This is a genomic window from Shewanella sp. SNU WT4, assembly GCF_006494715.1.
Taxonomy (GTDB): domain Bacteria; phylum Pseudomonadota; class Gammaproteobacteria; order Enterobacterales; family Shewanellaceae; genus Shewanella.
Genome location: NZ_CP041151.1, coordinates 2885210 through 2898299 on the forward strand (window position 1 = coordinate 2885210; position 13090 = coordinate 2898299).

At 44.1% G+C, this 13090-nt stretch carries 9 protein-coding genes; 6 read left to right on the forward strand and 3 right to left on the reverse strand.

Translation table 11 applies throughout. The features are described 5' to 3' along the window. Window positions 1-15: 15 nt before the first annotated feature. The 3 genes from ackA (at window position 16) to FJQ87_RS12895 (ending at window position 4482) form a co-directional block, all read left to right on the forward strand. Entirely contained in the window at window positions 16-1215 is a 1200-nt protein-coding gene (gene ackA, locus FJQ87_RS12885; protein WP_140932975.1) for an acetate kinase, read from the forward strand. A gap of 77 nt (window positions 1216-1292) precedes the next feature. Further along, on the forward strand, window positions 1293-3431 hold the full coding sequence (gene pta, locus FJQ87_RS12890; protein WP_140932976.1) for a phosphate acetyltransferase: 2139 nt from the start codon (window positions 1293-1295) through the stop codon (window positions 3429-3431). A gap of 625 nt (window positions 3432-4056) precedes the next feature. Next, window positions 4057-4482 (forward strand): hypothetical protein, encoded by a 426-nt coding sequence (locus FJQ87_RS12895; RefSeq protein ID WP_140932977.1) that lies wholly within the window; start codon window positions 4057-4059, stop codon window positions 4480-4482. Between the two features lie 446 nt (window positions 4483-4928). On the opposite strand, the gene FJQ87_RS12900 is transcribed toward FJQ87_RS12895, so the two are convergent. Continuing rightward, the gene (locus FJQ87_RS12900; RefSeq protein WP_140932978.1) at window positions 4929-5837 is read right to left on the reverse strand and encodes a class I SAM-dependent methyltransferase; all 909 of its coding nucleotides are present in this window, start codon (window positions 5835-5837) and stop codon (window positions 4929-4931) included. Between the two features lie 293 nt (window positions 5838-6130). Between FJQ87_RS12900 and FJQ87_RS12905 the strand changes: the two genes are divergently transcribed. The 3 genes from FJQ87_RS12905 to FJQ87_RS12915 all read left to right on the forward strand — a co-directional run bounded on the left by FJQ87_RS12905 (window position 6131) and on the right by FJQ87_RS12915 (window position 9692). After that, the gene (locus FJQ87_RS12905) at window positions 6131-7060 is read left to right on the forward strand and encodes a TIGR01777 family oxidoreductase (RefSeq protein WP_140932979.1); all 930 of its coding nucleotides are present in this window, start codon (window positions 6131-6133) and stop codon (window positions 7058-7060) included. A 223-nt stretch (window positions 7061-7283) separates the two neighbouring features. Further along, the gene (locus tag FJQ87_RS12910) at window positions 7284-8663 is read left to right on the forward strand and encodes an RNA-guided endonuclease TnpB family protein (protein ID WP_140932980.1); all 1380 of its coding nucleotides are present in this window, start codon (window positions 7284-7286) and stop codon (window positions 8661-8663) included. A 174-nt stretch (window positions 8664-8837) separates the two neighbouring features. After that, window positions 8838-9692, forward strand: a complete 855-nt coding sequence (locus FJQ87_RS12915) for a PA4780 family RIO1-like protein kinase (protein ID WP_140932981.1) — start codon at window positions 8838-8840, stop codon at window positions 9690-9692. A 193-nt stretch (window positions 9693-9885) separates the two neighbouring features. Here FJQ87_RS12915 and FJQ87_RS12920 read toward each other — a convergent pair whose 3' ends face one another. Beyond that, the gene (locus FJQ87_RS12920) at window positions 9886-12342 is read right to left on the reverse strand and encodes an FtsX-like permease family protein (protein WP_140932982.1); all 2457 of its coding nucleotides are present in this window, start codon (window positions 12340-12342) and stop codon (window positions 9886-9888) included. Continuing rightward, window positions 12339-13061, reverse strand: coding sequence for an ABC transporter ATP-binding protein (locus FJQ87_RS12925; RefSeq protein ID WP_140932983.1), 723 nt, complete (start codon window positions 13059-13061; stop codon window positions 12339-12341). Before FJQ87_RS12925 ends, FJQ87_RS12920 begins: the two co-directional genes overlap by 4 nt. Window positions 13062-13090 lie beyond the last annotated feature (29 nt).

Here is a 13090-nt window from a genome sequence, read left to right on the forward strand (position 1 = left end):
TATAAAGGTTTTAACATGTCCAACAAATTGGTTTTGGTTCTTAACTGCGGCAGTTCTTCACTGAAATTTGCTATCATGGATGCAGCAACTGGTGATGATCATATCTCTGGTCTGGCAGAATGTTTTGGTTTAGAAGATTCTCGCATCAAGTGGAAAGTAGACGGTGCTAAGCACGAAGCACAATTAGGCGCCTTCACCGCTCACCGCGAAGCGGTTGAGTATATCGTTGACACTATTTTGGCTGCGCACCCTGCTCTGGCTGCTCAAATCCAAGCTGTAGGTCACCGTATCGTTCATGGTGGTGAGAAATTCACTCAGTCTATGATCATTGACCAGGACGTTCTGCAAGGCATCGAAGATTGTTCTTCACTGGCTCCTTTGCACAACCCAGCTCACCTGATCGGTATCCGCGCTGCTATGGCTTCTTTCCCAAGCCTGCCACAAGTTGCCGTATTTGATACTGCTTTCCACCAGACTATGCCAGAGCACGCTTATATCTATGCTCTGCCATACAAGCTGTACCGTGAAAACGCTGTGCGTCGTTATGGTATGCATGGTACTAGCCACTTATTCGTAAGCCGTGAAGCCGCTAAAGTGCTGAACAAAGATATCACTGAAACCAATGTTATCTGTGCTCACTTAGGCAACGGCGCTTCTGTTACTGCTATTAAAGGCGGTAAGAGTGTTGATACTTCTATGGGTATGACTCCATTAGAAGGTCTGGTAATGGGTACTCGTTGTGGCGATATCGACCCTTCAATCATCTTCCATTTGGTTGAGCAACTGGGTTATACCGTTCAAGAAGTTAACGACATGCTGAACAAGCAGTCTGGCTTACTGGGTATTTCTGAACTGACTAACGATTGCCGTGGCATCGAAGAAGGTTTTGCTGCTGGTCACAAAGGCGCGACTTTAGCCTTAGAGATCTTCTGCTACCGTTTAGCTAAGTATATTGCTTCTTACACTGTGGCTTTAGGCCGTTTAGACGCAGTAATCTTCACCGGTGGTATCGGTGAAAACTCTGATCTGATCCGTGCCAAAGTGTTAGAAATGCTGTCTATCTTCAACTTCAACGTTGATAGCGATCGCAACAAAGCTGCACGCTTTGGCAATGGTGGCATCATCACTAAAGATGAAGGCACTGTAGCTATGGTAATCCCAACTAATGAAGAGTGGGTTATCGCTGAAGATTCAATTCGTCTGATCACTAAGTAATCAGTCAATAACAGGCCGCTCAATGAGCGGCCTGATTGGTTTGCACACTGCAAAACCATACACTTATTGAGGTTTTTATGACTCGTAAAATTATGCTCGTCCCAATCGGAACTGGTGTTGGTCTGACGTCTGTCAGCCTCGGCATGGTCCGTGCTTTAGAGCGCCATGGCGTTAAAGTTCAGTTTTTCAAGCCAATCAGCCAGTTACGTTCACATGACTCAGGTCCTGAGCGTTCAACTACTATCTTAAGCAAATCTCCAACGGTTAACCCACTTGAGCCTTTCGACATGGAACATGCCGAAGCCTTAATCCGTGCTGATGAGCAAGATATGCTGATGGAGCAAATTATTGCTCGCGCCAGTGAATGCGCTGCTAATACTGAAACTCTGATTGTAGAAGCTTTAGTACAGACTCGTAGCCACTCTTTTGCTGATGACGTTAACTACACCATGGCTAAGGCTTTGGATGCAGACGTTATTTTCGTTGCTACTCCAGGTAACGATAGCCCAACTGCATTAATGAACCGTTTAGAAATCGCGTTCAATGCCTGGGGCGGCAGTGAAAACAAGCGTATTATCGGCGCTATCATCAACAAGATTGGTGCTCCGGTAGATGATGATGGACGTACTCGTCCTGATTTGACCGACATGTTTGATCGTGAAGCCCCTGCTCACTTGGAATCATGTGATTTATTCCAACTGCCAAGCAAGAGCCCACTGCGCATTTTAGGTAGCGTTCCATACAACATCGATTTAGTGTCGCCACGCGCCTCTGATTTAGCCAAGCACTTACGTGCTCGCATTATCAGTGCTGGTGATATGAACACTCGTCGTTTACGTAACGTGACTTTCTGTGCTCGTAGCATTCCGAACATGGTTAGCCACTTCAAGCCAGATTCACTATTAGTGACTTCTGGCGATCGCAGTGATGTGATTGTTGCAGCCTGTTTAGCGGCCATGAATGGCGTTAAAATTGGTGCCTTATTGTTGACTGGTTCTTATGAGCCAGAGCCACAAATCATGGCATTGTGTGAGCAAGCATTTGAAACTGGTCTGCCAATCTTCCTGACAGATACCAATACTTGGCAGACGTCGCTGAATATTCAACGTTTTGATCACGAAGTACCAGTAGATGATGCCGTGCGCATTGAACTGGTTCAAGAATTCGTGGCTGGCCACGTTGATCAAGCGTGGATCCAAAGCGTTACTGAAAATTCTCCACGTGAGCACCGTTTGTCACCACCAGCTTTCCGTTACAAGTTAACTGAATTAGCACGTGCTGCCAATAAGACTGTAGTGCTGCCTGAAGGTGATGAGCCACGTACCATTAAAGCCGCTAGCATCTGTGCTGAGCGCGGTATTGCTCGTTGTGTACTGTTAGGTAATCCTGATGAGATTAAGCGTATTGCTAAACAGCAAAACGTTATCTTAGGTAAAGGCGTAGAAATCATGGATCCAGAGTTGGTTCGTGAAAACTATGTTGAACCTCTGGTTGAACTGCGTCGCAGCAAAGGCATGACTGAAGTGGTTGCTCGTGAGCAATTACAAGACAACATGGTACTGGGTACTATGATGTTAGCTCAAGGCGAAGTGGACGGTATCGTTTCTGGCGCGGTAAACACCACAGCCAATACCATTCGTCCGCCACTGCAGTTAATCAAAACTGCACCAGGTTCAAGCTTAGTATCATCTATCTTCTTTATGTTGATGCCTGATCAAGTGCTGGTTTATGGTGACTGCGCCATTAACCCAGATCCAAGTGCTGAACAGTTAGCTGATATCGCTATTCAGTCAGCTGAGTCTGCTCAAGCCTTTGGTATCGAACCAAAAGTTGCCATGATCAGTTACTCAACTGGTACTTCAGGTACTGGTAGTGATGTTGAAAAGGTACGTGAAGCGACTCGTATTGCTAAAGAAAAGCGTCCAGATCTGATCATCGATGGCCCACTGCAGTATGACGCTGCCGTGATGCCAAACGTTGCGCGCTCTAAGGCGCCTAACAGCCCTGTTGCTGGTCAAGCCACTGTATTCGTCTTCCCAGACTTAAACACTGGTAACACCACTTATAAAGCTGTACAACGTAGTGCTGACTTAATCAGTATTGGCCCTATGCTGCAAGGCATGCGTAAGCCAGTAAACGATTTGTCTCGTGGTGCTTTGGTAGACGATATCGTTTACACCATCGCTCTGACTGCGATTCAGGCTAACCAAGCGTAATTCGCTTTAATGGTTACCTAAAAACGTCGACTTCGGTCGGCGTTTTTTTATGGCTGTAATCTGGGATTATTGTCGGACTATAAAGAAGATAGGTCACTACACGTTAATAAAATATGCTGCCGATATGCGCTTATAACACGCTATCAGTACTCACTTAAAAGTCATAAAAAACCAGCCAAGACCAATAGTAGTGCCCATGAGTATCAAAAGGTAGATTAGCTTTAAACTTAGCAATATAGCCCACTAAAATAAGCTAAATAGATGATAATTGACGGTATTTATACAGAAATGTGATGGAATTAACGACAACATTGACGTGGCGCAAAAAACAACCACAAAGATAAGCCACTTAAAAACAATGACTTAGTTTAGTTATCCTTAGTCATCCACATAGTTACCCACAGATTCTGTGGACAAGTATTTAGACTAGTCTTTTAGCATTGCTGTTTTTACTAGTCACTGTCAAGTGTAATGATGGGATCTCAGTGCGATCGCTCGCTATTTCAGCGCCAAGGATTCGGCTATACCAAATTACAACTCATATGAGTAAATGTTCAACTGTTCTTGACATACATAGATCTAGATTTTATACCTAAGTGATTATGCTAAGAGGATAAATGGACTTATGCGCATTATTCTTCTAATAATTATCTTGCTCATTAATGGCTGTGGACCGGATCCAATAGATGGTTCCAATACGCCAGAAAGTGCAGTGTTAGGCTTCTTTCAAGCAATTTACATAGATAATAATGTTGATGGCGCCAAAGAGTTTGTTACCCCTGAATTAGCTGAGTTATTGCAGCACTACTACCTAGCCAGTCAAATCCAGCGTCATGTATTTTCACTACCCATGACCCAAGTTAAGCTAAAAATACTAGAGGTTGAATTAGACTTCTTACGAAAATCCAGTGATGTCACGACTGTTATCATTAAGTTTGATGGCTTGAAAGGGGGTAAAGTCTGGGTAGATGATCGCAAAGTAAAAATTCGCAAAATCAGAGGTCGTTGGATAATCACAGATTTTATCGCCGAAACTAATGTCCGTGGTTAAACTCTTGCACATACAACATGATTAGCCAATGAGTATACCCAGCATACCTAGTGGTAATCTCATTTATTGAACATAAAAAAACGCAACCTTAGGCTGCGTTCTTTAATATCATTGCTAATTAAGCTTCTTCATCAAACTCGACCGGTATAGAGCCCATCACGTCGTCTTTCACTTGATAATAAGCTTCTTGATATTCATTAGTTTCCATAACTACTCCGTAGGGTCAAGGTCTAAGACATGTCTATGTTTGACATTTTGTCTCTTGTTGATGGCTGCATTTAGCAGTATCTAGACTGAGTATACCCAAAACCAATCAGTAATTACAGAAAACTTTCATTTTCGTTTGACCAGAAATACCAATATCAATAACTTAGCTTCAAATCCAGCTTAACAACCTTGATTACCTTGAAAGACTTTCAGAATTTACGCCAGAATTTTCTAGCCTTTTAACTCGTCACTTTGTATCGCAACACCTTTAATGACTTGTCTTCATCAACGTCAGCATAAACCTCAGGGTTAGCTAAACGCTCAATCCAAGTGAGCTGCGGCGCGGCTTCTTGCACTTGTTGCTGTAAAAAATCCATCGATAATTCCGGAGCGTTGAGGCAAAGTAATAATTCAGCATCTTCGGCTAATAACTCAGGCAAGCGTCTGAGCAAACGGACATAGTCTTTCGTAGCAACAAAACTGCCCTTTTGATTGCTTGGCGGGTCGGCAATGATCACATCATAAGGTCCTAACTTTTTAAGCTTGCCCCAAGATTTAAAAATGTCGTGAGATAAGAAGCGACTGAGCCCAGCAAAATCATTTTCACTGTGATTTTGTTTACCAATCGCAATGGCGCCTTTACTCATATCAATATTAATCACTTCACTAGCGCCACCTTTTAATGCCGCCAATGAAAAACCACAAGTATAAGCAAACAAGTTGAGTACTTTTTTACCTTGGCTGTGTTCGCTTACAAATCGGCGACCATTGGCCATATCCAAAAAGATGCCATGATTTTGACCTCTATCAATATGCACTCGATAACGAATACCCGCTTCAGTGATCCAATGCGGATATGGCACTTGACCAAGGATCACTTGAGTGATGCTTTCAAGGCCTGCCCGGCATTGATACACTAAATTAAGCTGGGTATCGAGCTGCCACCACAATTGAATTTGCTCAATATAACCATCTAATTCTTCGACAGTTAATGGCTTAAAACTAGTTAATAAAATGACAGGTTCAAACCAGTCGAGACAAATATGTTCAAGGCCAGCAACCTTGCCACCTCGGCCGTGAAATAAGCGACGACTATTGTCATCTAAAGGCAATGGTATACTCGTTAATACAGGTGATAACAGGTGCATGGGTTCATCTTTTGTCAGGCAATTAGGTGAAACGAAATGGTCATACTTACAAACCTTAACTATCAGCTACACAAGAAAGTGTTACCTTAGAGTCTGAGTTACGTGCAAATACTACCAGTTTGATGCTCTTAAAATAGAATGTAGATAATACCATTGTCACTTAGCGCAGTAACTATTCTCATAAAATTAAACACGCTAAGCATTGCCATTTTTCATGACAACACGTATTAATTTCAAACAGATAATAATGAACAACTGACCAACAGCGTTTTGCTCACAAGGAAGACTGGATAATGAAAATACTCATCACTGGCGCGAGCGGATTTATTGGTCGCCATTGGCTCAACGCATTAGCTGATGAACATGACATTGTCATCGTCAGTCGCCAAGATGCTAATAATATTAAGGGCCTGCCTCTTGGGCGCATCAACATAGTCAAGCTTGAAGCATTAACTCATCTCAACGACTTTGATGTTATCTTAAATCTTGCTGGCGAACCCATTATTGATAAACGTTGGACAGCCGCGCAAAAAGAAAAGATTTGCTACAGCCGCTGGCATATCACTGACACTTTGGTGAAATTGTTATCTATATCCACGCCAAAACCTCGAGTCTTCATTAGTGCCTCAGCTATCGGTGTTTATGGCACCTGGAATACTAAACCACAGGATGAAACGACCCCCATCCGTGGGATTAGCGAGCAAAACCCCAGACAAGTCGATTTTGCCCAGCAAGTGTGTAGCACTTGGGAGAAAAAGGCCTTCGCGGCGCAATCGGAACTCACCCGAGTATGCATTATTCGAATAGGCATAGTCCTTGGTCATGGAGGTGCCTTAGCCAAAATGAAATTACCCTTTACTTTAGGTTTAGGCGGCAAGATTGCCTCGGGTAAACAAGGCATGAGTTGGATTCATATCGATGATTTAACAGCGTTAATGCTACGCTGTTTACAGGATCCTGATTTCAGCGGTATTTATAACGGCACGGCCCCTAACCCTGTGAGTAATAATGATTTTACGCAAGCGTTAGGCAAGCAATTACAGCGTCCAACATTATTTGCTGTTCCGGCATTAGTGTTAAACGCTTTATTCGGTGAAAGTGCTAGCTTACTCACGCAAGGCCAATATATTTTGCCAACGCGTGCCATCAACCAAGGTTTTCAGTTTAATTATCCGACCATGGCAACAGCCTTAGCACAAATCTATAGTAAAAATATCCGCTAAATAGCGACTCATTGAACATGTTGCCCGCGCAATCTCGCTCGTTTACGGGCGAGTCTAGCGGGTGGTAATTTCTCTAGAACTTTTTCAAGGACTTGGACGTTCTAATCGCCTTTTTGCTAGAAGGCGTATTCTGGTTTTCTATGTAATGCTTAACAACATCAAGAATTGACAACTTTAAGCGCAGTGTCATAACCTGAGTACAGAATACGACAAAGGAAACACAATGTTCACTGGCATTAAGCTACGCGCTAACCCTACATCAGACCAAAAGCTGGTATTAAGCCAGTGGATGGGCTGTGCGCGTAGTATCTGGAATGCCAAAATCGATGAGGAAAGGTACTACAGGACGTTTGTTCGTAAGTATTACCCGATTGGTACTTACGCGCCGATTGATCAGAAAGCTTATCAATTCAAGTCAAAAGAGTTAACGCCGTGGCTGTATAAATGCCCTAGCCAGATTATCCGTAACAGTGCGGTTAACTGGTATCAAACTTACCAGAAGTTCATGAAAGGCGGGTGTGGGAGACCTAAACGCAGGTCTAAGAGTGATCGTGGCAGCATCCATTTAACTCGCGAGGTGTTCCGTTTCGACCGTTGCGAAGATGGAAACCTGCGTCTATTTATCGGCACAAAGACAAATAATATTGGTTACTTGTCGTTTAAAGCGCATAACAAGTTCGAGATCCCGAACTCGCTGTATGTGCGCAAAGAGCGTGCTCAATACTATGTGTCTTTCTGCTATGAGAATGGCAAAGACGAGTCGGAGCTATCTAGCAATTCTGAGGATTTAGCATTTCTGCAAGGCTCAACAAAAGAGTATCTGGAAGAACACACTATCGGTGTAGATCGTGGTATTGCAATTCCTGTTCATGCTGGATCAATGACGTTCGATTTCTACGATAATCAGAAAAACAACATGACCAAAGCAGAACGCTATATTAAACGACTGCAACGTAAACTGGCACGTCAGCAAAAAGGCTCAAGTCGTCGCAACAAAACTAAGCATCGCATTGCTACTCACCATGCTAAAAAAGCGAATATCCGCAATGATTTTGCGCACAAGACAAGCCGCTCGCTTGTCGATAGCAAAGCAAAGGTTATTGTTTTCGAGGCACTAAGTACCTCACGCATGACGCGCAAGCCAAAGGCAAAGCAAAACGAGCAAGGCCGCTATCTGCCAAATAAAGCCAAACAAAAAGCCGGACTAAACAAGTCCATCCTAAATGTTGGCTGGCACATGATAGAAACCTACACCAAATACAAAGCTTACCAAGCGGGTAAAGCTGTATTCAAAATTCCCGCCCCGTATACCAGTCAGGAGTGTGCTAAGTGCGATCACACTCATCCCGATAACCGAAAATCACAAGAACTCTTTGTGTGCGGCAAATGTGGCAATACTGACAATGCAGATAACAACGCATCACTGGTCATTAAGAAACGGGCAATTAACCTAATTTTAGACACTGGAACGGTGTTGTCTGATGATGGGGTTCTAAGAACCAAGTCAGATAGTGGACGTGGAGGCAATCGTAAGACTGGCCGAGCCAAAAACTCGACTAGCAGTGTCCAACGAAGCGTCAAAAAAGAAAAGTTAGCAGCTTAGGCAGTTGTCTTGGAAGCTCGCTGCTTTAGCTGCGAGTAGTTCACTTCCTTCTATAATAGAAATTCGATACTATTTGATAATGAAATGACCGCTGACATTAGCTGTCAGCCAATTTTTAGTTAAAAAAATAGCTTCAATATATCTTCCAAGGAGTAACTAAGGTATAACGGCGCAATGAAAATACCTAAACGCTTACAACCGTTAGTGGATGACGGTTTGGTTGACCAAGTGATCAGCCAACTGATGAGTGGCAAGGAAGCCACGGTTTATATGGTGCGATGCGGCCAAGATATCCGCTGCGCTAAAGTTTATAAAGAAGCCAATCAGCGCAGCTTTAAGAAAGCGGCTCAATATCAAGAGGGCCGTAAAAGTCGCAATAGCCGCCGTGCCCGCGCGATGGAGAAAGGCTCTAAATATGGTCGTGATCAGCAAGAATCCGCTTGGCAAAATGCCGAAGTAGATGCTCTGTTTACCTTAGCGGATGCTAACGTTAGAGTACCAACCCCTTACGGTTGCTTTGATGGCGTGTTATTAATGGAACTCATCACAGATGCTCATGGCGATGTTGCCCCGCGTCTTAATGATGTCAGCTTCCCTGAAGAACAAGCCTTAAGAGACCATGCCACAGTCATGCAAGATATAGTGCGGATGCTATGCGCAGGTCTTGTTCATGGCGACTTATCTGAATTTAATGTGCTGGTCGATGAGCAAGGGCCTGTCATTATTGACTTGCCACAAGCGGTTAACGCTGCAGCCAATAATAATGCTAAAGCCATGCTCAAACGTGACGTCAATAATATGACCCAATATTATGGTCAATTTGCGCCGCAGTTATTGACGAGCCAATATGCCGATGAAATTTGGAGCTTGTTTGAAAAGGGTGAACTATTCCCTGATTCAGTTCTAACCGGTCATTTTGATGCTCCGATTCATGAAGCCGACGTTTCAGCCGTGCTTGATGAAATTAGAGCCGCATTTGATGAAGAGCAAGAAAAACGTGAGCGCATGAAAGAAGCAGAAGAAGTTTAATTCTGTTTTTTTGGTTAATGACATAGTTACTTAGCTACTTACTAATAACGCCATTAACTGCACCTCTTTTAAAAGAAAGGGCATAAAGATTAAATCTTTATGCCCTTTTGTATTCAACGCTCTGTATTCATATTCAAACTGCTTGATTTGCCCCATCACTTTACTGAGACACCAGCTTGCTGGTATTTAAGACTTAAGCTGTAAGTAATTGCCGACAATTTTTATTAAGTAATTGCCGGCAGCGCCATAATCCCAGTAATGCAACCAAGGTAGCACCAAATAACGGTGCTAATAACCACCAGCTTGGATGCCAAATAACATTTAACTCAAACACCTGAGTCTTTAATAGATATAAAGTAAATTCAGCCACTATCGTCGCTATCACACCTGAAATGGCGCCCAATAACGCGAACTCTAATGCGGTTGCCATTTTCAGTAACCGACCACTGCCACCAAAGGTGCGCAGTACAGCCAATTCACGTTGCCGCACCGCCATTCCAGCTTCGGTTTGCGCAAACAGTACTAAGCTGCTGGCAGCCAGCACCAATACTAAGACTAGGCTTAATGACACAGACACTTGGTCGACAATACCGCGCAGCTGCGACATCATGGCGCCAACATCGATAATGGCTAAGGTTGGAAACTCTTGAATGAGCGCTAAAATCTTATCCTTCTGACTATCATCAAGATAAAAACTAGTCATAGCGGTATAAGCAAACGGCGCCAAATCTTGCTGGTGAAACAACATAAAGAAATTAGGCTGTAAACTTTCCCAACGCACTAATCGAATACTAGTCACTTTGACATCAAGCGCCTGATTATCAATGCGATAACTTAATACATCACCCAGCACGATACCTAAACGTTCAGCCACTTTTGATTCAATCGAGACTTCACCAGCATGCTGATGGTACTCGCCCGCTATAATCTGATTATGCGCAGGCACATTCGCCTGCCAACTCAAATTAAGCTCTCTATCAATGCCCACACGACCAGCATCACCTTGCTTAGCCATGGCCGCAGAAATCAATGACTCGCCATTAATAGCAACCAATCTTGCGCGCACCACAGGATATACATCCCCTAGCGTCATTTGCTGGTCAGTAAAAAATTGCTGAAGGCGCGCTTCATCCTCTGGGGCAATATTCACTAAAAAGTAATTAGGGGCATCGGCTGGTAATTGCGATCGCCATTCACTCAATAAATCATTACGCAAAGCAAGAATAGTGAGGAGTAACACTAACGCGCTTGAAAAACCGACTAATTGCACCACATTTTGGCGCGCACGACGCCTAAGTCCAGCCAGGGCTAATTGTAAGGGATTGGAAGTCCGTATTCCCACGCCATGGCCTAAGCGAACCATCAACATACCTAAGAGAGCCAGTAATGTCCCAAGTAGCCCGCCGCCAGCCAATACCGATAAGGTTAAGGTTAATGAGCCACTGTAGAGATAGCCTAATAAGCCCATAGCTAACATGCTCAGTACTATATGCACCCAGTTACCCAGCGCTAGACCTTGCAAGTCGGCCTGAAAGACTCGTAGCGGCGGAATTGCCAACAATCGCCACAATGGATAGACACAGAACATAAAGGCGCTGATTAAGCCTGTGAGTAACCCTAGTGCGGCCGGACGCCACCAGCTTGGGCTATTGGATGCCAGCTCTGCTGGTAGCATCAAGCTCACGGCGTTATCTAACATTAGCCCTAACAATAAGCCTGCAATAATCCCCGCAAGACTAACTAGCAGCAGATGTAAGCCAAAGATATGGCGAATTTGCTGACTGCTGGCGCCAAAAGTTTTTAGCATAGCGACAACATCGTAATGGCGCTCACAATAGCGTTGCGCGGCAATAGCTATCGCCGCGCAGGCTAGCGCGATACCAAGCAAGCTGGCTAATAGTAAAAACTGCTCCGCGCGATTAATGGCTTTGGCAATGGGGGATTCTGATGAAGTCACGTCACTTAATCGCTGCGAGTTATTCAGCAGCGGCGTAACATAATCTTCAAACGCTTTAAGGGCGTCACTGTCTCCAGCAAATTGGTACAAGTAATTTACGCGGCTGCCTGGTTGCACCACTTGGGTAGCCTCCACATCGCTCATAGCGATTAACACTATGGGCGACTGCGCAAAAGGATTAAAACCGGCATCGGGCAAACGCCTGATTTCTTGCGTCAACCTAAACTCAGTTAAGCCCAACTCTAATGCTTGCGGTTGGCCTAATAGGCCGGCTAAGCGCCCTTCAAACCACATTTCACCACTTTGTGGTAACTGCTCAGTGTTACCTGATGTCAGCTCAATCTCACCTTTTAGCGGATAATGCTCATCAACGGCGCGCACTGTGACTAATTGAAATTTATCATCATGAAACAACATGGAATTAAAAATCATATTAGTGGCAGAGCTCAAGCCTAAACTTTTGGCTTTGTCTAACCATGCAGCCTCGATGGCTTGCGGCGAATCTAAAGTTAGATCGGCGGCAATGAATTCACTGGCCTGAGTGCGAATAGCGCTTTGCAAGCGTTCACTCACGCCCGCTAAGCCACTAACTGCCATTACCGCTAAGGCGATTGCCAAAATAATCAGCATTAGCTGACCTTGGAGCAACTCACGGCGAAATAAGCGCCATGCTAGCGGAGCACTATTAGTCATAGCGCCTCCGCCAACACAACCTGCGCTGTTGTTTCTTTTATTGCCGTCACTTCCGTTAATTGACCATCTTGCATCAATAACTGCCGCTGACAGCGGCGTGCTAGTTTTTCATCATGAGTTACCAGCACTAAGGTGGTATCGCTGTGCTCATTCATGGCAAAGAGCATATCGGCAATTTTCTCACCGTTTTGCGCATCTAAGTTACCTGTGGGTTCGTCGGCAAATAACACTTTGGGGCGACAAATAAAGGCTCTAGCAATGGCCACTCGTTGCTGCTCGCCGCCAGATAATTGTTTAGGTAAGTGATTAATGCGATGAGCTAAGCCCACTTTTGTTAACAAGGCTAACGCTTGGCTTTTGGCATCCTTAACCCCAGCAAGCTCAGCCGGCAGCATCACATTTTCAAGGGCGTTTAACGTATCAACCAATAGAAATGACTGAAAAATAAAGCTTAACTTATCTTTTCTGATTTTAGCTTTAGCTTCTTCATCTAAGCTCGCCAGTGAAATACCATCTAACATAATATCGCCGCGACTTGGAGTATCCATAGCCGCAAGTAAGCCTAATAAGCTTGATTTACCTGACCCTGATGGACCAATAATTGCGATAGTTTCTCCACACTTGACTTCAAGATTGATGCCCCGCAGGATAGTTAACTCGCCTTCTTGGGTATGGACAGTTTTTTCAAGGTTGATTGAGCGAATGATATTATTTTCCACACTAAAGTCCTTATGTTCTTGGCTGCAGC

What these genes read in the sequence shown, in the direction of transcription:
- FJQ87_RS12920 (WP_140932982.1), bottom strand. Translation starts at nt 12,342, where the DNA reads ATGACTAATAGTGCTCCGCTAGCATGGCGCTTATTTCGCCGTGAGTTG.
- ackA (WP_140932975.1), top strand. Translation starts at nt 16, where the DNA reads ATGTCCAACAAATTGGTTTTGGTTCTTAACTGCGGCAGTTCTTCACTG.
- FJQ87_RS12910 (WP_140932980.1), top strand. Translation starts at nt 7,284, where the DNA reads ATGTTCACTGGCATTAAGCTACGCGCTAACCCTACATCAGACCAAAAG.
- pta (WP_140932976.1), top strand. Translation starts at nt 1,293, where the DNA reads ATGACTCGTAAAATTATGCTCGTCCCAATCGGAACTGGTGTTGGTCTG.
- FJQ87_RS12895 (WP_140932977.1), top strand. Translation starts at nt 4,057, where the DNA reads ATGCGCATTATTCTTCTAATAATTATCTTGCTCATTAATGGCTGTGGA.
- FJQ87_RS12900 (WP_140932978.1), bottom strand. Translation starts at nt 5,837, where the DNA reads ATGCACCTGTTATCACCTGTATTAACGAGTATACCATTGCCTTTAGAT.
- FJQ87_RS12915 (WP_140932981.1), top strand. Translation starts at nt 8,838, where the DNA reads ATGAAAATACCTAAACGCTTACAACCGTTAGTGGATGACGGTTTGGTT.
- FJQ87_RS12905 (WP_140932979.1), top strand. Translation starts at nt 6,131, where the DNA reads ATGAAAATACTCATCACTGGCGCGAGCGGATTTATTGGTCGCCATTGG.